Genomic DNA, 19,937 nt, shown 5'->3' with positions numbered 1-19,937 from the left:
CATTCCTATTTCTTTTCTGCTTCGGGGTTGCGCAGCAACAGTTGGGCCAGCACGATCAGCGTGATCGACAGAAGGAACGACAGTGAGCCGATGGCGTTGATGCGCGGGCTCACCTGTCCTTGCAGGAACCCGAGGATCTTGACGGGCAGCGTCTCGTTCAGGCCGGAAACGAACCATGCGACGGCGAACTCGTCGAAGGAGACGGCCATCGTAATGAAAAGCGCGGCAAAGATCGCGGGCTTGGTGAAGGGAATGATGACATGGCGCAGCGTCGCCCATTCGTTTCCGCCAAGGTTCCATGCCGCGGCTTCCAGGTCGGGATCCATCTGTGACAGGCGCAGTCGGATAATGGCCATGGCGAACGGGCTGCACATTACGCCATGCGCGATGATGACGGATATCGTGCTGCCCGACAGGTGAATGCGCGACAGGAACGCCAACATCGCAAGGCCCATGATGACCACCGGAATCGTCGGCGGCAGCAGCGCCAGCGCAAGGTAGATCGACTTGCCGAAGAAGTTGTATCGAAAATCCGTATAGGCGCCGCCGAAGCCCAGCACCGTCGCGATTACGGCCACCGTCAGGCCCACGACCACGGTGTTGAACAGGCCGGCCCAGACGAGAGGATCCTCGTAGATCAAGCGGTACCACTTGAACGAGAATTCGCCCAGGGGCAGCGACGGGAAGCGGTCCGAATTCAGCGAAAAGACAAAGCTGCCTGCGATCGGCGCGAAGATGAAGATGAGGCACAGCGCGATGTGGACCATCAGCCAGCCGTTGATAATCCGGTTCTCGTTGCCCATTATTTCCCCCGCTCCTTGTAGGCGTAGGTGATCGCGCCCAACGCGACGGTCATCAGCGTGGCGATCATCATGATCGCCACCACGGCGGCGCGTGGCCATTGCTGGCCGGATTTGGTGATGTCGGTGATCATGATAGAGAGCGTCGGCGGGTTGCCCCCGCCCAGGTAGAGCGGGCTGACAAAATCGCCGAACGACAGGATAAAGGCGAAGAGCGCCGCGATCACCAGCCCCACCCTGGCCGATGGCACGATGACCGCGAAGACTGTGCGCAACCGCCCGCAGCGCAGGTTATGCGCGGCCTCGATCAGGTCGCGATTGACGAAATTCAGGCTGAACGTCTGCAACAGGATGACCAGCGGCAGACAGAGCGTGATCATCCCGACCAACGTCCCGAAGTTGTTGTTCAGCATCGCAAAAGGCCCCAACCCGATATAGCCGAGCGCCGTATTGATGATGCCCGCGTCAGTCAGGAACACCTGCCATGAATAAACCCGCACCAGGTAGCTCGTGAAGAAGGGAATGATCAGCACGAAGATCAGCCAACGTTTTGCGGTCTCGCTCAGCTTGAAGGAAATGGCGTAGGACGCCGGAAATGCGATTGCGCTGGTCAGCGCGGAGGCGGAAGCCGCCAATATCATCGTGTGCAGATAGGCGTCCCAGAAGATGCCGCGGGTCAATATCCGCTGCCAGTTGCCGAAATTCAGGTCGGGCTGCATCTGGAACATCTTGACCGTCCAGAAGCTGATGGCGACGAGGAAAATCAGCGGGAACAGAAAAAACGCGAGCTGCCAGACCAGTAGCGGCAAGGCCAGGACAAGCGAGAAAAGGCTCGGGCGTTTGGTCATTTCACATCCGTCAAATGGGCAGAAACGCGCCGGGGCCAACCCCTGGCCCCGGCGCGCGTCGGTTTCAGGCCGCCTTGTAATCCGACCAGAAGTCGTTCCACGTGCTCAGGTCTTGTTGGACCGGCAACTGGCGATACTGGATCAACCCTTCGCGGATCATGTCCATCACGTTCCTCTCACCCAGGACCATTTTCTGGCGCTTGGCCTCTGCGGGGTCGGTTTCGTTCAGCACCTCCCAGCCCGGCTTGCTGGGGATCAGACAGGGATAAGCCGCCATTGTGGCCGATTTCGCCTGACCTTTGGGTGAGGTAATGTACTGGATCCACTTCTTGGCCATGTCGTATTTCTTCGTGCCTTTGCCGATCGAGAAGGATTCGGTGAATTGCAGCCCGCCCTCCTCGGGGATGACGCTGCGCACCGGGGCGCCGCTTCTCTCCAGCGTGCCGGTAATCCAGTCCCCGATACCGGCGAAAAGGGTCATCTGGCCGCTCTTGAGCGACGAGAACGTGCCGCCGTAATCGAAGAACCCGCCAACCTGGGGGCGCAGGCTCATCGTGCGGTCCTGCACCGCCTGCCATGCCGCCTCGTCGATGTCGTAGGGCGACGGGTTGCCCTCCCACAGGCTCATCTGTCCGAGGTTGGGCAGGTGCCAGTCGAAATGTCCCAATTTTCCCGTGGCTTTCTTGTCTGCATAGACGCCATAGGTCGACGCCTCCTTTTCGCTGAACTCGTCGGTATTATAGGCGACGCCGAGAAAGCCGAAGCGCGTGATGACCGAGTAGAGCTTGCCGTCCTTCCAGTGGCCCGGGAATTTCTGGAACTCGGGGAAGAAGTCGTCGAACGGGTAATCCGCCGGGTCCAGCTCCTGGATGTAACCGGCGGCGTTCAGCTGCTGCACATATTCGCCGTCCGACAGGATCACGTCATAGGTGCCCGGCGGGGATTGTGCGATAAGGCCCAGCATGTTGTCGCCGCCGGTATAGTATTTCGGCGTGAACTTGACGTTGTTCTCCTCTTCGAACTCGCCGACGATATCGGGCTCCGCATGGCCATACCACGCCAGCATCGACAGGTTCGTCGTCTGCGCCGCCGCACGGATTGACAGGAATGGCGTCGCCAGCGCTGCGCCCGCGGTCATGGTCAGCAGCCTGCGCCGGCTGGGATTGATCCGGGTGTCAGTCATTGTCTTCTCTCCTTGTTGGTTGACAGCATTATTGTTTTTGTCCGGGGACAATCTACCGCGCCGCAGACAGCGCGCGGGGCCGCGCAAATTCGGCATTGATCGCGGTCACAATGCCCTTGGTGCAGACATCGAGCAAGATGTCCCCCTTCTCGGCCGTGGCTTCCCTCGGAGAAGACAACGATCCGCTCGCGGGGGTCCATTCGGGCTTGGCCGGGTAGATATCGTAGGGCGGGAAGGTCGCGGGCGCATGCTCCACCGCGTCTTTCAGCGAGACGAGATCGGGGTGCAGACGCAACATCAGGGATGTCTCGAGCACCCCGCCATGTTCGATATCCCAGCCCAGAAAACCTTTGGGGTAGAGTTTCTCGATCGACGCCTGGTCCACGAAATCCCAATAGGAAAGGACCATGACCTTGACGTCATCGATCCCTGCCCAGTTCAATTCACGCAGCGCCAGGTCGATGCCCTCGGTGATGAACCACGAGTTCTCGAAATGGCCATTGACGATGCACAGGTTGCGCACACCGTGACGCACGAATTCCTTGACCACATCCTTGAGCGCGTTGACGAGGCTGGCCCCGTCTAGGCTTGTCGTTCCGGGAAAGAAGTTCCCGCCGCCCGATTTCTGGTGCGACTTGTAGCCGTAGGTAAACGGAGGTGCGACCAAGGCGCCGGTCTGTTCCGCCGCACGCCGCGCGAACTCGGTCGGAAGCAGGACATCGACATGCATCGGCATGTGGTGGCCATGCTGCTCCATCGAACCCAACGGGATGAGAACTGGAACATCCCCATCTTTCACCCGGCGTTGATAGTCAGGCCAAGCCATCTCTGCGGCAAAAACAGTACTACCCAGCATTCGGTCCACTCCATCCCCTTTTGATGAAGCCTAAGCCGCCTTGCAGCATACGCATAATTCATAGTAGCAATGACGACATAAGGGATCCTAATGATGAAACGCTTCACCAATCTGCAGACCGATCTGTTGCGGACATTCGTGACGGTGGTCGATCTGCGCAACTTCACCGAGACGGGCGTCGCCCTAGGACGGACGCAACCGGCGATTTCCCTGCAGGTGAAGCGGCTCGAAGAACTGACGGGCGTTCAGCTCTTGTCGCACCGCGGCAAGAAGATCGAACTGACCGCAGATGGGCAGACCCTGCTGGGATATGCGCGCGAAATCCTGCGCCTGAATGACCGCGCCATCGCCAACCTTCAGCGCGCGAAACTGCTCGGCACCCTGCGTATCGGTTTGCCGATCGACTATTCCATCGAATATTTCCAAAGCATCATTGTCGAGTTCGCCCACGCCAACCCGCAGGTTCTGCTGGATATTCGCTGCAATCGAAGCAGTGATCTGCTGGCCTCTCTCCACGTTGACGATCTCGACATGGTCATCGCGATCACCGATGTGATGCCGGCGCCCTATGTCTCGCTCTATTGGTCCGAGCATCCTGTCTGGGTCTGCGGACGCAACTACCGGATCGATCCCGACAGCCCGATCAAGCTCATCGCCCATCCCGACGGATGTTTTTACCGCAAGAGAATGATCGACGCGCTGAATGCCGATGGGCGCGACTGGCACGTCTCCTTCGAGACCCCGGGAATTTCGGCCCTTCAGCACGCTGTCGTGGCGGGGATGGGCGTGACGGCGCTGACCAAGAAAACCTTGCTGCCAGGCATGCGCATCCTGTCGCCAAAGGAAGGGTTCGCGCGACTGGCCAACGTTCATGTCGGCCTGTTCTACAAGCATATCAAGATGTCGGATGCCGCACTGAAACTTATCGAGCAGATCACCCACGGCGTAGAATCCTTCCGGTCCACGACCCTCACCCATCGCAAATAGCCGAAACATCATAATTTGCGTTGTTAATGCATAAATCATTCCAATTAATTTCTCTTACTCACACCTTGCTGGTAACCCTGTGCAGACAAGCACCTGCAGAGAGGATTTCCAATGCTGGACGACATGCTTCACGTCATGGAATGGCACAACGGCGACAAGGAATACTCGCCGTTCTCCGATAGCGAAATGGCCCGTCGGCAGAATGAGTTGCGAGAATGGATGGGTAAGAACGATGTCGATGCGTCGCTGTTCACCTCATATCATTGCATCAACTATTACAGTGGCTGGCTCTACTGCTATTTCGGCCGCAAATACGGCATGGTCATCGACCAGAAGAACGCGACCACGATCTCTGCAGGCATTGATGGCGGTCAGCCGTGGCGCCGGAGCTTTGGCAACAATGTCACCTATACGGACTGGCGCCGCGACAATTTCTATCGCGCCGTCCAGCAGCTGACCCCGGGGGCCAAACGCATCGGGATCGAATTCGATCACGTGTCGCTCGAATATCGTCAGCTGTTGCAGGACGCCTTGCCGGATGTCGAATTTGTCGACGTCGGCAAGCCGTCCATGTGGATGCGCACCATCAAGTCCGCCGAAGAGATCGAGCTGATCACGGAAGGCGCGCGTATCTGCGACGTCGGCGGCTGGGCCGTGGCCGGCGCGGTCAAGGCCGGGGCGCCCGAACATGAGGTCGCCATCGCCGGCACCAACGCGATGATCCGCGAGATCGCGAAATCATTCCCGTTCGTTGAACTGATGGACACTTGGACGTGGTTTCAGTCGGGCATAAACACCGATGGCGCGCATAACCCGGTGACGAACCGGATCGTGCAGTCGGGCGATATCCTGAGCCTCAATACCTTTCCGATGATCTTCGGCTATTACACCGCTCTCGAGCGGACGATGTTCTGCGATCACGTGGATGATGCCAGCCTCGATATCTGGGAAAAGAACGTCAAGGTCCACGAGCGCGGGCTGGAGTTGCTCAAGCCCGGCGCGCGGTGCATGGACGTCGCGATCGAGCTGAACGAGATGTATCGCGAATGGGATCTGCTCAAGTATCGCTCATTCGGTTACGGTCACAGCTTTGGCGTTCTGAGCCATTATTACGGCCGCGAGGCCGGCGTGGAGCTGCGCGAGGATATCGACACGGTGCTGGAGCCGGGCATGGTGGTCTCGATGGAGCCGATGGTCATGATCCCCGAAGGCAACCCCGGCGCCGGCGGCTATCGAGAGCATGACATTCTCGTCATCGGTGAGGACAACGCGAAGAACATCACGGGTTTTCCCTTCGGCCCCGAACACAACGTCATCAAGAACTGACGCCCCCTCCTCGTCAGCCTGACCGTCGAAAGGCCAGCATCGCGGTGCTGGTCTTTCTCGCTCTTCAAACACCCCATCTGCGCACTGCTGCCGCCGGTGCAAACTGCGCCGATCGGGCCAAACATGCTCTGGATGTCCGTTCTCAAGCGCCTGCAGCGAAAGTCCCCTTCCCGCTCCTCTCTACCAATCGCCGCGCGAACCAACTGAATCGGCCTCCCCGTTTCAACGGATACGGAAGCGGTTTCGAGCCGAGCGGGAAGGAGATCGGATCGTGCGAGCCTGGCCGGCAATGACGGTCGCGGGCTCAATAAAGCGTTAGTTCTATGCCGTCTCAAAACCCGCTTGCGTGCGCGGGCGCTTTCGCTGGACAGAAGATCGCCCGAATTTGGCGCCAAAACCGGACGCCCTTCCATGCCTGTCGGCGCCATCTGAGCCCGCTTTTGCGCGCAGGAGGGTTTTTTCGCACAAAGCCAATTTCGCCTTGTAATCCCTGTGTTTGCTTGGCTATACGCGTCAGCGGAGACGTGGCCGAGTGGTCGAAGGCGCTCCCCTGCTAAGGGAGTAGGCCCGGAAGGGTCTCGTGGGTTCGAATCCCATCGTCTCCGCCACCCACATTTTTTTCTCCTTTTGTTACAGGGGTTTGGTGGTTTTTCTGGCTAACCTTTTCCATAGGTTCGCCAAGGTTTTGTTCGTGCGGCGTTCTACTTCAAACGCGTCATGGCTCCGTCTGCCATGTTAGGACGATTTGCATCGCGTGTGTAGCGGGTCACTTCCGCAGGCGTCGCGTGAGCGGTCACGGCCATGATCTCTTGGGGTGGTGCACCCGCTTCGGCCAAGCGCCTGGCAATCGCTTTCCTTAGGCCGTGCGAGGTGCTTTCTGGTAGCCCTGCTTGGTCGCACTATTTGCGCATCATGTTCCCGAGTCCATTCGGTGAGCGGCTTTTTCCATGTCGGGTCTCGAGGAACGTGAACGTGTCTTTCGGGAGGGCGTCCAAGACGAGTCGCAGCTGCGGATGTATGGGGATGTCGATGAGAACACCCCCATTGTCCGCCGTTTTTTTGGCGTCTGTATCTGATCCGATCTCCATCGACATTACCTCGTCCAAGCTTGACCACATCAGCCCTTGCCGCCCCCGTGTAAAGCATCAGCGTCATCGCCGTATGCGCCACTGTGCCGAACTTGTGCTTCGCGTAGAACATCTGGATTTCCTCCTCTGACCATGTATGAAAGCCCTTGGACCGCACCTTGAGCGGCTTCACGATGACCACCGGGGGCATTGTCAGAGGAAACCGGGTTGAGGCGCATTCGACGCCGCCCTACCCTGCCCGGATGACAAAACGCGATCCATTCAAGTATTTCAAAACCAGCCGTGAAATCGTCCGCCTGGCCGTTGTATGTGCGGTTTCCGCTGTCATTGCGAAACGTCGAGGACCTGCTTTATGAATAAGGCATCGATGTCAGCCACGAAGCGGTGCGGTATTGGTGGCATCGGTTCGGACCCCTCTTCGCGGCGGAGATCAAAAAGCGCCGAGTTTCCGGAATGAAATCCAGCCGCTGGCGCTGGCACTTGGACCAGATGTTCGTGAAGACGAACGGCGAGAGACACTACCTCTGGCGAGCAGTGGATCACGAAGGTGAAATCCTAGAGAGCTTCGTGACTAAAACCCGCGACAAGAAGGCGGCACTGAAATTCTTAAAGAAAGCAATGCGCAAGCACGGGCGCCCGGAAGTGATTGTCACAGACCGACTGCGTTCGTACGGCGCCGCGTTGAAGGAGATCGGCAATGCCGATCGACAGGAAACCGGGCGCTGGCTGAACAATCGCGCCGAGAATTCGCATCTGTTGTTCCGAAGGCGTGAGCGGGCGATGTTGCGCTTCCGGCGATTGCGAAGTTTGCAGAAATTCGCCGCCGTCCACGCCTCGGTCTACAATCTGTTCGACTCGGGGCGCAGCCTCTACTCAAGATCAAATTTCAAGCTGAACCGCGCCGCCGCGCTCGCCGAGTGGCGCGGTCTTTGCATGGCATAAGGGACAGCTACCCCGCCCTTGCTGAGACTGGTTCGAATTCGTCTGGAAGCACCCGGCAATCGGTTGCCATGATATGACCCTTATGGCGATGTCACGAGGCGAGTCATATCGCTCGGCCGCCCAGCTGACGCCAGCAGCGAAACAACCAGGACGACGAGGACTTTCCCCAGAATATTGCAGCAACCTGCCAGGAGATGGTGAAGGGATACGACCCGTTGCTTCTTGAACCTGATGTGTGGACCGGCAAGGCCAATGCCTATGCCTTGGAGCCGATGAGGGAGAAGCGCGCGGAAATCCATCGGGGCTCGCGGCGACGAAGTATCGGGACGCTCTGAAAACGGATATACGTCAGCAATCGTGTTCGCCAAGCCAGACCTAACCAGACCGTTGCAATCAAGCAGGGTCCATATACGTCACACATGACAGCTCCGTCCTATCTGCAAGAACATGGGACACACAACCGGGTCTGATGGAAATGTAGTAAAAAAATCTGGAAACTGACGATAAACTAATTGAGGCTAGGGGTTTGTTCTCGATCCATACCCCGTGAATCGACTGGCAGCGGATAATCTGCAGGACGGCAGCCGATCAGGCCCGCCGCCCCGGTTTCCAAGCCCCCGCGAAAGAATTAAGAACCTCGGCAAACACGGTCAGCAGGAGAGCCGACCCATGGTGTACACCGGCGGCCCGAACAAACCCGAAAACGATTTCCCGGCCGAGGTCGGCCAAAGGCTACGGCGCCTGCGTCAGCATGCCAACTTATCCCTCGCGCGCCTGTCGGAACTTTCCGGCGTAGCCAAGGGGACGATCTCGATCCTCGAAGCGGGGGGCGGCAATCCCACAATCATGACGCTTGCGGCGTTGTCGGGTCCGCTCTCGACCACCCCGAGCGCGCTCATCGACCCCGAAAGCCGCCTCGGCTACGACGCCCTCAAACGACTGTCGGGCCCGCAAATGAGCATGCGCTTCCTGCGCAGCACGCGAAGCGAAGGCCCCCCCGCCCCCTGCGTGTGGGAGTTCTACGAGGTCACCATCCCCAGCACGTCCGACCCGATCGTTTCTGCGCTGCACGACGGCATCGAATACCTGCAATTGCTGGAAGGGCGGCTGACCGCCGGCCCGACCGACGCGCCGACGGATCTGGAGCTGGGGCAAACCATCTCGATTCCCGGGGGCGAACCCCATAGCTACTGGTGCCGGGGCGGCGCAGCGCGGGCCCTGCTGACGATGCAATATTCCGCGCAGTGACCCGTCCGCTCTGCGCCGAAATCAGATTGCAACCCACCCGCCATCGACGTTGAGCGTATGCCCGGTAATGTAGGCCGCCGCGGGTGAGGCAAGGAAAACGATCGCCTGCGCCACCTCTTCCGGCAGGCCGACGCGGCCCATCGGAATCTTGTGCTTCAGAAGATCCGCCAAGTAATCCGGGTTCTCCAGATAGCGGCGCGTCATTTCGGTGGCGATATACCCCGGCGCCACCGCGTTGACCCGAATACCCGTATGGGCCAGTTCGACCGCGAAGTTCTTTGTAAGCTGGATTACGGCGGCCTTCGTGGCGTCATAGGCCGATGACACCGGCCCGTCGACGATCATCCCGCCGATCGACGCAAGGTTCACGATCGCCCCGCCCGTACCCCGCGCCACCATCGAACGGGCCACGGTCTGGCTCAACAGGTAAAGCCCGCGCAGATTGACCGACAAGGTTCGGTCGAAACTGTCCTCGGGGTAGTCCAAAACCGATCCGGGAATCGAAATCCCGGCATTGTTGACCAGGATATCGATCCCACGCCCGGCGGTCGCCAGCTCCTGCACCAGCGCCTCGTTCTCATCGGCGTCAGTCACGTCAAGCACCCGCGCCGTAATGTCGGCCACCTTGCCCGCCTTGCCAAGCGCGGCGACAATCTGCGCCTCGTTTCGGTCGGTGGCCACTACATGCGCGCGCGCCCCGGCCAGTGCAAGAACCTGCTGCACCCCCAGCCCCCCGGCGGCTCCGGTGACCAGGGCGGTACGGCCGGTCAGATCGATATGCATTGGAAAACGTCCTTCATCTGCCGTGTTTCAGGCCCGCCGGGTCACGCCGCATCGAGCGATTTCAATATCCGTCCGCCCTGAAGCAGGAAGTCGATCAGGGTCGACTCCGCACCGATCACCGACTCAACCCCCAATCGGTCAAGCGGGTCGTCATCGCTGCCCTTGAGCTCCAACTCCACGGTCCCGAACTGGTGGTCCCTGACCTCGACATTCGCCAGATCGTTCCGGATAACCTGGTAAAGATCCCATCCGGTGCCATCAGCCGTCGCGAATGTCTTGATCTGGAACCGCGGTTGCATGACCGGTTTCTCGAATGCGTCCCCGCCGGGGGTGAATTTCATGCTGATGATCGTGGTCCCGCGCCGAATCGTCGAGGATTCGAAGCCACCGTTCTCGAGGCTGCGAAACGGAACCTCCGCCATTTTCTTCGGATAGCCCCAGATCTCCCGCCCGGCCGCCAGCGAATCGTCGGACGAGACATATTCCAGCGCCACATGCGCGCCGGGTGTCCCGTCGAACGTCATCGGAATCACGACCCCGGATTCGCTGTAATGGCCCAACGGCCCGGCATCCGGTGCCTCCAGTTGAAATACCTCGCAGACATCGCCAAGAAGCTCGAATTCATCGGGCAGAAATGCCCGCAATGCGTCGGGGTCGCAACGGCAATACGCGCTGATCTTGCGAACGCCCAGATACTGGTAGGGCAGTGCCTTGTAGAGTGGCGCCACGTGCGGCGTAGAAAACGGGCGAGTCATCACGCATCCTCTTAATTTCGTGCAGCTGTTCATTTAAATGAACAATACTTTCGAGGACTGTCAACCGCCCTTAGCGCACCCGGAACCCGAATTCCCCTGATCGCCAGTGCATTTATACACGATATTGATAAACCTATTTATTTTTAACGAACTCATGCCAATTCCGGGGCCTTTTTGCCTGATCATCTCAAGATTTAGGCTAGGAAAAACCTACCCATTCCCGGAAATCACTCATAACAAATTAGTTCCATTAGGAACTTGATTTGTGAAATCATCTTTGTGATGCTCAACAACGATGGCCATGATTCGAAAACCAAGGAGACCGATGCCGAGGCCGCAACAAGCGACCAGACCACAAGGCCAAAGCAAGCATCGCGACGGTCCAATAAAAATCCTAAATCCCAACTGAACCAACCGGAGAGGTGAAATGAAATTCTTCAACCTGATGACCTGTGCGGCCATGGCCGCGGCTCTTTGCGCCCCCGCGGCGCAAGCCCAGAATGGCGACACCCTGCAATCCGTGAAAGACCGCGGCAAGCTCAACTGCACCGGCCATAACGGTTCCTATCCCGGGCTGGCCGAACTCGACGACCAGGGCAACTGGAAGGGCTTCGACGTCACTCTGTGCAAGGTATTCGCGACCGCCATCTTCGGCACCGAGGAAGGCCATCTCGACATCCTGCCTCTGAGCTGGGCACAACGCTGGCCCGCCGTGCAATCGGGCGATGTCGATCTCGTGATCAAGGCCACCGGGTGGACCCTCGGCCGAGACACCGAGATCGGCCTGCAATTCAGCCGCCCCTACATGCTGGGCTCGGTCAACTACATGACCCATGCCGACCTTGGGCTGCAATCGCCGACGGAACTCGATGGCGGCACGCTCTGCGTCGAAGCCGGCACGACCTACGAGCGCTATGCCGTCGCCCACGCTGCCTCAATGGGCTATGAAGTCAAAATGGTCCCCTTCGAAAAGACGGAAGAGATGAAAGCCGCCTTCATGAGCGGCCGCTGCGACGCGATCATCGACTGGGATCTTCAGCTTGCCGTGTTCCGGTCCCAGACCGCCGAAAACCCGGATGACTACGCCATCGTGCCGGGCCCGGTCACGGCTGAACCGCTCGGCGTCGCCATGCGCCAGGGTGACGACAACTGGGTCGACATCGCGAACTGGGTCATCAACACCCTGATCTTCGCCGAGGAGCGCGGTATCACCAGCGAAAACGTCGACGACATGAAAGCCGATCCGCCCTCGCCACAAATCGCCAAGCTTCTGGGCGAAACGCCCGGCATCGGCACGGTTCTCGGGCTGGAGGACGACTGGGCCTACAACGTGATCAAGCGTCACGGCAACTACGCCGAAATCTGGGATGCCAATCTCGGCGAGGATACCGTCTACAAGCTCGATCGCGGCGCCAATGCGCTGATGCGTGACGGCGGCATCAACTACTCGCTCGTCATCGACTGACACAACCAAGCGAACAGGCGCCGGGTCGGCACGGCTCTCCGACCCGGCACGCCCTCGCCATCTCATTCCGCCCGTTAAACCGGAGCGTCCCCAGTGGTCCTACGCCTCTTACGCAACCGAAAGTTCGTCCGCGCCTTTCTTCAGGCTGCCTTTCTCGCCGCGCTCATCGGCATGATCGGCTCGGGCCTGATGATCGCCCATGAAAGCATCACCCAGCAGGGCATGAGTTCGGGTTTCGGCTTTCTCGAGCGCAGCACCGGCTTCAACATCGGCTTCTCGATCATCGATTACGACCCGAACGCCTCCTACGGCCGCCTGCTTCTGGTGGGCACGGCCAATACGATCCTTCTGGGAGTGATCGGCATCGTCGCGGCAAGCCTGACCGGCCTTATGGTCGCCATGATGCGACTATCCGAGAACGGTTCGCTCAACGCCATTTCAAGAACATATGTCGAGATCTTCCGGAACGTGCCACTCATCCTGCAGGCCCTGTTCTGGTACTCGGTGATGACCCACCTGCCGCCCCCGCGCCAAGCGCTCGAGGCCGTACCCCACGTCTTCCTGACATCCCGGGGGATCTTCCTGCCGGTCCTGAATGTCGGCGTCGCCTATGCGCTCGGCGCCGTAGGCGTCATCCTGGCGGGGCTCGTCGCCGCAATGATCATCCGGCGCCGCGACGTCCGGGCAGTGCCCAGCCGTAAGACCCGCAACGCCCGCCGCACCGTCCTCGCTGCCGCCGTACTCTGTGCACTGATCCTCATGGCGACCGGGCGCCTCGAAGGCGGCCTCTTCTCCCTGCCCGAACTCCGCGGCCTCAACTTCCGCGGCGGCCTGACCGTCCCGCCGGAACTGTCGGCGCTGGCCATCGCCATCGCGCTCTATGGCGGCGCCTACATCTCCGAAATCCTGCGCGCCGGCTTCAACTCCGTCCCCAAGGGCCAGACAGAGGCGGGCCGCGCCCTCGGCCTCTCGCAAGGGCAAATCTTCCGCCGCGTGCGCCTTCCGCTCGCGATCCGGGCGATCCTGCCGACGCTGACTAACCAGTATGTCTGGCTCTTCAAGGCCACAACGCTGGGCATCGCGGTGGGCTATTCCGACCTCTTCTACACCGTGTCTATCTCGATCACCCAAAGCGGCCAGACGCTGGAACTCATCGGCATCCTGATGATGGCGTTCCTGATCATGAACAACGCGATCTCCTTCGTGCTCAACCGCATCAACAAAGCGATCGAGCTGAAGGGCAACCAAACACGGAGCTGACGCCTTGCAGACGACCATAGCCGACAGCCTCCCGCCGCAACGCGCCCTAGGCAAACGCCTGCGCAAACGGTTCTTCCGCACACCGCTCGACGTGGTGATCACCGTGGCCAGCGTTGTCGTGGCGGCCTACGTCCTCATCCCCCTTCTCGATTGGACGATCTTCAGCGCGGTATGGTCGGCGCCCGAAGGCGACGCCTCGGTCTGCCACGGGGTCGAAGGGGCCTGCTGGGCGGTGATCGAGGCCCGCTGGCGCCTCATCATCTTTGGCCTCTTCCCGTACGAGGAACAGTGGCGCTCAAGCATCGCGCTCGTCGTTCTCGTGGTGACGGCCATCCTCTCCTGCGTCCCCGCCTTCTGGACCGTTCTGCGCCTGTCCCTTCTCTGGATCGTCGGGTTCGCGGCCTTCTACCTGCTGATGCGCGGCGGCATCTTCGGCCTCAGCGTGATCGAGCCCAGCGAATGGGGTGGACTCACGCTGACCGTGTTCTTCTTCGCCGCCGGCATCCTCATCGGCATGCCGATGGCGATCTGCTTCGCGATGATGCGCCGCTCCACCCTGCCGGTGATTTCCCGGACAATGGCGGTGATCATCGACGGCGTGCGTTCCCTGCCGCTCGTGACGATCCTATTCACCGCGGCCCTGATCCTGCCTTTCGTGCTTCCCGGCTGGCTGCAAGGCGACAAGATCTGGCGGGTCGTCTTCGGCTTTGCCCTCTTCTTCGCGGCCTACCAGGCCGAGGTGATCCGCAGCGGCATCCAGGCCATCCCCTCAGGCCAGGACGAAGCCGCCAAGGCGCTCGGTATGGGCTATTTCCACAGGGTCACGCGCATCACCCTGCCACAGGCTTTCCGCAATGCGCTCCCCACCACGATCAACCAGTTCGTCATCACCTTCAAAGAAACCTCGCTGATCGTCATCATCGGTTTCTTCGACGTGCTGGCCTCGGGCAACGCCGCCTACGGCACCGGCGAATGGTCCTTCGCGTATGTCGAGGTCTATATCTTCGTGGCCCTCATCTACTTCGTTTTTGTCTTCTCTCTCTCGCTCTATGGCGCCTATCTCGAGCGCCGGATGCGGGTCGGACAACATTAGAAAGGCGGCATTCCATGGCAGATGCAGCAATCCGTATAAGCTCGATGGACAAGTATTTCGGCAACTTTCACGTCCTCAAGAACATCGGCCTGCAGGTCGACAAGGGCGAACGGATCGTCATTTGCGGCCCCTCGGGCTCGGGCAAGTCCACGCTCATCCGGTGCATCAACCGGCTGGAGGAACACCAGCGGGGCACGATCAACGTGCTCGGCACGCAGCTCGATGACGACCTGTCCCATATCGACAGGATACGCCGCGAGGTCGGCATGGTCTTCCAGCATTTCAACCTATTCCCGCACCTTACCGTGCTCGAAAACCTGACGCTGGCACCGATGCTTGTGCGCAAGACGCCGCGCGCTGAGGCCGAGGAAAAGGCGATGGCCTATCTCGAACGGGTCCGTATCCCCGAAAAAGCCGGCGACTATCCCGGCGAACTCTCCGGCGGTCAGCAACAGCGCGTGGCCATCGCCCGCGCCCTCTGCATGGAACCCGAGGTGATGCTCTTCGACGAACCGACCTCGGCGCTCGACCCGGAAATGATCAACGAGGTCCTGGAAGTCATGCGCGAACTGGCAGAGGGCGGCATGACGATGCTCTGTGCCACCCACGAAATGGGCTTCGCCCGCCAGGTGGCTGACCGGGTCGTGTTCATGAGCGACGGCGAGATCGTCGAACAGGCGCCTCCCGCCGAATTCTTCGACGCGCCTAAACACGACCGCACCCGCGCCTTCCTCGAGAAGATCCTCGACCGCTAGGCCTAAAACGTGCCGGAGGTCGTGCCTCCGTCGATACTGAGAACGGCACCATTGATGTAACTTGCAGAAGGGGAGGAGAGAAAATGAACCGTTTCGGCAATTTCCTCGGGTCGTGCGAACCGACCCATCGGGCTGCGCTGTTCGTAGAAGGTTCGGTCCAGCGCCCCCTCGCTCAGCAACCCATCCGCCATCGGCGTCTCCACGAAGGAGGGGCAGACCACGTTGCAGCGCACCCCCTGCCCGGCCATGTCGAGCGCCAGCGCCCGCACGAACCCGACCACCCCGTGCTTCGATGCGCAATAGGCGGCATACCCGCGCGAGCCGCGCAACGCGATGGCCACGAAACTCCCCGCGCCTTGCACCGCCAGCGTGTCCAGGCCAAGACGCGCCGCGACGAAGACCCCGGTCAGATTGACCGCGATGATCCGGTGCCAGTCCACCATGCTCATCTGCCTAACATCGCCCGATTGCGCGACGCCCGCCGAACAGATGATGGACGACAGAAACCCATATGTTTCGACACTCTGCCGGATGGCCGCCCCGACATCGGTTTCGCTGGTGACATTCCCGGCAACCGGCAGCACCTCGCCGCCGTCCCGGCACAGTGTGTCGGCGGTCCGCTCCAGCCCAGCGGCATCGCGGTCGAACAGGATCAGCGAGTGGCCGCAGGCTGCAAATTTCACCGCCACTGCCCGCCCGATGTCCGACGCGGCCCCGGTAACGAGCACCGGGCCGGATGCGTCGAACTGGCTCATTCAAGGCTCCATTATTAGTTCCATTTGGAACTTGAAACCTCGCAATCCATTTGTCAATCTGCCCCTACGCCAATAACGTAAGCCGTCCAGAAAACTTCACTCCGGGGGCAGGAGCTTCAAAAACGGGACCCGCCATGGCCGCGACGAAACGATCATCACGTCAGACCGCTTCAAAAAGCAAATCCGGGACAACCGGGCAGCCCGGCAATGCCGGAAACGAAGACCGCTTTCTCGAACTTCTCGTGCCTCTCATGTCCTCACCGGGCGTGGCCAAGAATGCCTATCGAATGAGTATCTTCGCCAACTTCTTCAACGGCCCGATCTACGCTGTTATTCAGAAACGGTTCCGGCTGCTTCGGGACGAGCTGAACACGTTGTTCTGTCTCGCCCATTTCGAAGAGCTCTCCCCGCGTGACATCTGCCTCGTGATGGGGCGGCCGAAAAACAGCGTCAGCCGCGCGATATCGCGGCTTCAGGAACGCGACCTAATCGAAGTCAGGGATGACCCCAACGATGCGCGCGTAGATATTCTCTCTCTCAAACCCGCCGGTCACGACCTTTACGAAGAGACCCGCCGGATGTTCGTCGACCGGGAAACGCAAATGCTGTCGAGCCTGACCAACCGTGAGAAGGACACGCTCGACCGGCTTCTGACTAAGCTGATGAATGCGCACGAGTCGTGGTCCGACCTCTACTGAGCGACCTTCCGGCGCCCTGACCCCAAACCGAAAAAGGAGACCTCAATGACCCACCACATCACCAACGGCAACAACATGCCCGTGCAGGCGCCGCTGATCCCGGACCCGTTCGTGCCTTACGAATGCCCCGACAACGCGACGGTTGCGGTGCTCTGCCGCACGGACCCGGACCTGCTGCACCGCTATCTCGAACCGACCCCGTTCGAGCCGACAGGCGAAACTTTCGTGGCCTATGCCTCGGATTTCCTCAACTGCGACAAGGCGAAATACATGGATGCCGGCATCGTGATCCCGGTCACCTGCGACGGCGAAACCGGTGCCACCTATCTGTTCGAGTACGAGGATGACGACGCGGCCATCGCCGCCGGACGGGACCTGTGGGGCTATCCGAAGAAATATGGTGAGATCGCCATGACCGTGGATGGCGACCGGGTCGAGGCCAGCATCCTGCGCAAGGGCACGACCATTCTGTCGATCTCGGCCGATTTCTCGACGGAAAACAGTTTCGACATGCCCCCGCTTGCCCCCCATTTCAACGTGCACACCCAGCCGGGGCCGGCCGGCGAGGTTCTGTCGCGCCGTATCATCCGGCGCGACACCTCGGCCGATTTCCAGCTCAAGACACGGAAACTCGGCACCGCCAAGGTAGAGCTTGCAAGCCTGCCGACCGATCCGCTTGGCGAGTTTGCCGATCACGAGGTGATCGGCGCGATGCTCGTCATCGGCGATTTCTACGCCACCGAGCAGAATGGCTGGGGCAAGCTGGTCAGAACACTCTGACACGCGCGCGGCAAACGGACCGGCAACCGTTGGTGCGCCGCTCCGGTCCACCTTCGGCGGTCACCCCATGCCACCGATTTTGAGGAAGGGTCCTGTCAAAGGAACCTTGGCTTGAGGCGGGCTGTTATGCGCCCTACCCTACCGCCATGGCCAACAGCGATCCATTCAAGTATTTCAAGACCCGCCGGGAGATCATCAGATTGGCGGTCATGCTCTACGTCAGGTTCCCTTTATCGCTCCGCAACGTCGAGGATGGAAGTGTCAGAGGGATGAGCTTGCGGCCGACCTTGCCGCCCCCTACCCTGCCTGAATGAGTAAGCCCAACCCTTTCCGATATTTTCGAACGAGCCGTGCAATCATCCGCCTTGCGGTGATGATGTATGTGCGTTTCCCGCTTTCATTGCGGAATGTTTAAGACCTCCTGCACGAGCGCGGCATTGACGTCAGCCATGGGTCCGTCCGTTTTTGGTGGATGCGGTTTGGCCCGCTGTTCGCCTCTGAGATCCGCAAAGCCAGGATCCAGCGGATGCGATCCTATTCGAGCTGGCAATGGCACCTCGACGAGGTTTTCGTGAAGATCAACGGCGAGACCCACTACATGTGGCGCGCTGTCGATCACGAAGGCGAGGTTCTTGATGCCTTTGTCACGAAACGTCGCGATCGCAAGGCCGCATTGAAATTCCTCAGGAAATTGATGAAGCGCTACGGCAAGCCGGACCGCATCGTCACCGACAACCTGCGCTCCTACGGCGCGGCGATGAAAGAAATCGGGAACGCGGATCGGCAGCAGACAGGGCGCTGGCTGAACAACCCAATAGAAAACTCACACCTGCCGTTTCGACGAAAAGAGCGCGCCATGTCCCGCTTCCGGCGCATGCGAAGTTTGCAGAAATTCGCCGCCGTCCACTCCTCAATCCACAATCTGTTTAACGCGGAGCGCAGCCTCTACAGCAGACAAAATTTCAAGCGAAACCGCGCCGCTGCTCTCGCCGAGTGGCGCCAACTCGGCACGGCATAAGGGTCAGCCAGACTGTCCGAGCTGAGACGAGTTCGAATCTGTCTGACACCACCGCTGGTAGCGATCAGGTCGAAAAAACTGCAACATTCGGTTGATCTGAAGACAGGGCCTACAGGTCTTCCTCGCTCTGGTCATCTCGCTTCTGGTGTCGGTTCGGAGACATAATTGCGACCGAGCCTCAGGCCTTAATCTGATACGTGATGTCTCCTTCCGGGTAATAATACATTGGCCAAGACTGATCTGTCTTCAATCCTGAACCGTACCAAATACAGCACCGATTGGAGCCTAAGCAGATGCAGATAGTAATCCTATACCTGACCACCGCCACGGCGTTCCTTGTGCTTGACGCGGTCATGCTGAAAACGGTCATGAAACCACTGTTTGAACAGCACATCGGCGAGTGGCTCTTGGATGAAATCCGGCTGCTGCCAGCGATCGTGTTCTACCTGTTCTACGTGGGCGGGGTGCTATGGTTCGTGTCGCTGCCGGCACTGCGGGCCGGGAGCCCCGTGAATGCGTTGATCGGTGGGGCCATGATTGGGGCAATGGCCTACGGTACATATGAATTCACCAATTACGCGACATTGCGCGAATGGTCTTTGGAAATGGTCGCTGCCGATCTGACATGGGGGGCTGTCCTGACAGGCTTTTCCGCGTGGATCGGAGTCGCAGTGACGCGAGCTTTCACCTGAGCCAGCGCTTCGCTCCGGGCTTGCGTCAAACCTGACGAGCCAATCAGGGTAGTTGACAATATCAAAGGCCGTGACGGAAAACCGAGGTGATCAAATGCGGAAATCTGAGGACAACAGCGCGGGGCATTTGAGAAATCCGCGGATGAACGCCGGCGACATTGGCGCCCTCGTGGTGTTCATACTGGTCGTCTTTGGCGGTGGGTCGGCCATTGGCGTGTCTACCTTGCCGGGGGATTGGTATGCGGGCTTGACCAAGCCGCCGTTCAATCCGCCGAACTGGATATTCGGTCCGGTATGGTCCGTGCTCTATATCGCCATTGCTGTGGCCGGTTGGCGCACTTGGCGATATAATCGGACGGGACGCGCGATGAAGGTATGGTATGCACAGATGCTTGCCAACTTTGCCTGGTCGCCGGTCTTTTTCGCGGCTCACTGGATCGGGCTGGCTTTCGCAGTCATTCTGCTTCTGCTGGTTTTGATCGCCGCCTTCGTCATTCTGGCGTGGCCTCAGGATCGCTTGTCCGCACTGTTGTTTACACCCTATGCCGCTTGGGTCGGATTTGCATCCGTGTTGAACGGTGCGATTCTTTTGCTGAACTGAGATC

General features: G+C 59.7%; 19 protein-coding genes, 1 tRNA gene and 3 pseudogenes. 15 read left to right on the top strand and 8 right to left on the bottom strand.

Going from position 1 to position 19,937, the window contains the following annotated elements; translation table 11 throughout:
* Positions 1-5: 5 nt before the first annotated feature.
* From D6850_RS06450 to D6850_RS06435, 4 genes are all read right to left on the bottom strand, one after another.
* Positions 6-803 carry an ABC transporter permease gene (locus D6850_RS06450; RefSeq protein ID WP_121164859.1) on the bottom strand — a complete coding sequence of 266 codons (798 nt, stop codon included), beginning with the start codon at positions 801-803 and terminating at the stop codon, positions 6-8.
* Positions 803-1,648, bottom strand: a complete 846-nt coding sequence (locus D6850_RS06445) for an ABC transporter permease (protein WP_121164857.1) — start codon at positions 1,646-1,648, stop codon at positions 803-805. Before D6850_RS06445 ends, D6850_RS06450 begins: the two co-directional genes overlap by 1 nt.
* A gap of 64 nt (positions 1,649-1,712) precedes the next feature.
* Positions 1,713-2,831, bottom strand: coding sequence for an ABC transporter substrate-binding protein (locus D6850_RS06440; protein WP_121164855.1), 1,119 nt, complete (start codon positions 2,829-2,831; stop codon positions 1,713-1,715).
* Between the two features lie 52 nt (positions 2,832-2,883).
* Complete coding sequence (locus D6850_RS06435) at positions 2,884-3,687, bottom strand: creatininase (protein WP_121164853.1); 804 nt, start codon at positions 3,685-3,687, stop codon at positions 2,884-2,886.
* Positions 3,688-3,780: 93 nt separating this feature from the next.
* On the opposite strand from D6850_RS06435, the gene D6850_RS06430 reads away from it, so the two are divergent.
* The 3 genes from D6850_RS06430 to D6850_RS06420 all read left to right on the top strand — a co-directional run bounded on the left by D6850_RS06430 (position 3,781) and on the right by D6850_RS06420 (position 6,608).
* Positions 3,781-4,674 (top strand): LysR substrate-binding domain-containing protein, encoded by an 894-nt coding sequence (locus tag D6850_RS06430; RefSeq protein ID WP_121165172.1) that lies wholly within the window; start codon positions 3,781-3,783, stop codon positions 4,672-4,674.
* A 111-nt stretch (positions 4,675-4,785) separates the two neighbouring features.
* A complete protein-coding gene (locus D6850_RS06425) occupies positions 4,786-6,000 on the top strand; it encodes a M24 family metallopeptidase (protein ID WP_121164851.1) in 1,215 nt (404 codons plus the stop codon).
* 518 nt (positions 6,001-6,518) lie between these two features.
* A tRNA-Ser gene (locus tag D6850_RS06420) sits at positions 6,519-6,608 on the top strand.
* A 93-nt stretch (positions 6,609-6,701) separates the two neighbouring features.
* On the opposite strand, the pseudogene D6850_RS19925 reads toward D6850_RS06420, so the two are convergent.
* A pseudogene (locus D6850_RS19925) lies at positions 6,702-6,878 on the bottom strand (tyrosine-type recombinase/integrase); the annotation flags it as partial.
* Between the two features lie 452 nt (positions 6,879-7,330).
* On the opposite strand from D6850_RS19925, the pseudogene D6850_RS06405 reads away from it, so the two are divergent.
* Together D6850_RS06405 and D6850_RS06400 are read left to right on the top strand one after the other, a co-directional pair.
* Positions 7,331-8,030: pseudogene (locus D6850_RS06405) on the top strand (IS6 family transposase).
* 669 nt (positions 8,031-8,699) lie between these two features.
* Positions 8,700-9,278, top strand: a complete 579-nt coding sequence (locus D6850_RS06400) for a helix-turn-helix domain-containing protein (protein WP_121164846.1) — start codon at positions 8,700-8,702, stop codon at positions 9,276-9,278.
* 21 nt (positions 9,279-9,299) lie between these two features.
* On the opposite strand, the gene D6850_RS06395 is transcribed toward D6850_RS06400, so the two are convergent.
* The gene (locus D6850_RS06395) at positions 9,300-10,061 is read right to left on the bottom strand and encodes an SDR family NAD(P)-dependent oxidoreductase (protein WP_121164844.1); all 762 of its coding nucleotides are present in this window, start codon (positions 10,059-10,061) and stop codon (positions 9,300-9,302) included.
* Between the two features lie 41 nt (positions 10,062-10,102).
* On the bottom strand, positions 10,103-10,789 hold the full coding sequence (locus D6850_RS06390) for an acetoacetate decarboxylase family protein (protein WP_166434006.1): 687 nt from the start codon (positions 10,787-10,789) through the stop codon (positions 10,103-10,105).
* 454 nt (positions 10,790-11,243) lie between these two features.
* On the opposite strand from D6850_RS06390, the gene D6850_RS06385 reads away from it, so the two are divergent.
* The 4 genes from D6850_RS06385 (at position 11,244) to D6850_RS06370 (ending at position 15,389) form a co-directional block, all read left to right on the top strand.
* On the top strand, positions 11,244-12,281 hold the full coding sequence (locus D6850_RS06385; RefSeq protein WP_121164840.1) for a transporter substrate-binding domain-containing protein: 1,038 nt from the start codon (positions 11,244-11,246) through the stop codon (positions 12,279-12,281).
* Between the two features lie 93 nt (positions 12,282-12,374).
* Positions 12,375-13,541 (top strand): ABC transporter permease subunit, encoded by a 1,167-nt coding sequence (locus tag D6850_RS06380; RefSeq protein ID WP_121164838.1) that lies wholly within the window; start codon positions 12,375-12,377, stop codon positions 13,539-13,541.
* A 4-nt stretch (positions 13,542-13,545) separates the two neighbouring features.
* The gene (locus D6850_RS06375) at positions 13,546-14,634 is read left to right on the top strand and encodes an amino acid ABC transporter permease (protein WP_206019206.1); all 1,089 of its coding nucleotides are present in this window, start codon (positions 13,546-13,548) and stop codon (positions 14,632-14,634) included.
* Between the two features lie 14 nt (positions 14,635-14,648).
* Positions 14,649-15,389, top strand: coding sequence for an amino acid ABC transporter ATP-binding protein (locus D6850_RS06370; RefSeq protein ID WP_121164836.1), 741 nt, complete (start codon positions 14,649-14,651; stop codon positions 15,387-15,389).
* Between the two features lie 2 nt (positions 15,390-15,391).
* Here the strand turns inward: D6850_RS06370 and D6850_RS06365 are convergent, their stop codons facing one another.
* Positions 15,392-16,144, bottom strand: coding sequence for an SDR family NAD(P)-dependent oxidoreductase (locus D6850_RS06365; protein ID WP_121164834.1), 753 nt, complete (start codon positions 16,142-16,144; stop codon positions 15,392-15,394).
* 134 nt (positions 16,145-16,278) lie between these two features.
* On the opposite strand from D6850_RS06365, the gene D6850_RS06360 reads away from it, so the two are divergent.
* The 6 genes and pseudogenes from D6850_RS06360 (at position 16,279) to D6850_RS06335 (ending at position 19,933) form a co-directional block, all read left to right on the top strand.
* Positions 16,279-16,842 (top strand): MarR family winged helix-turn-helix transcriptional regulator, encoded by a 564-nt coding sequence (locus D6850_RS06360; protein WP_121164832.1) that lies wholly within the window; start codon positions 16,279-16,281, stop codon positions 16,840-16,842.
* 45 nt (positions 16,843-16,887) lie between these two features.
* Positions 16,888-17,622: an acetoacetate decarboxylase family protein gene (locus D6850_RS06355; protein ID WP_121164830.1), complete on the top strand. Its 735-nt coding sequence runs from the start codon at positions 16,888-16,890 to the stop codon at positions 17,620-17,622.
* Between the two features lie 146 nt (positions 17,623-17,768).
* The gene (locus D6850_RS19920) at positions 17,769-17,936 is read left to right on the top strand and encodes a hypothetical protein (protein WP_425452360.1); all 168 of its coding nucleotides are present in this window, start codon (positions 17,769-17,771) and stop codon (positions 17,934-17,936) included.
* A pseudogene (locus D6850_RS06345) lies at positions 17,933-18,640 on the top strand (IS6 family transposase). The gene D6850_RS19920 and the pseudogene D6850_RS06345 overlap by 4 nt, the downstream one beginning before the upstream one ends.
* 293 nt (positions 18,641-18,933) lie before the next feature.
* Positions 18,934-19,332, top strand: coding sequence for a DUF2177 family protein (locus D6850_RS06340; protein WP_121164828.1), 399 nt, complete (start codon positions 18,934-18,936; stop codon positions 19,330-19,332).
* A gap of 94 nt (positions 19,333-19,426) precedes the next feature.
* Positions 19,427-19,933, top strand: coding sequence for a TspO/MBR family protein (locus tag D6850_RS06335; RefSeq protein WP_245964107.1), 507 nt, complete (start codon positions 19,427-19,429; stop codon positions 19,931-19,933).
* Positions 19,934-19,937 lie beyond the last annotated feature (4 nt).

This window comes from Roseovarius spongiae, assembly GCF_003651245.1.
GTDB lineage: Bacteria > Pseudomonadota > Alphaproteobacteria > Rhodobacterales > Rhodobacteraceae > Roseovarius > Roseovarius spongiae.
Note: the sequence above shows the minus strand (reverse complement) of the source record. Positions and strands in the feature narration are given on the sequence as shown.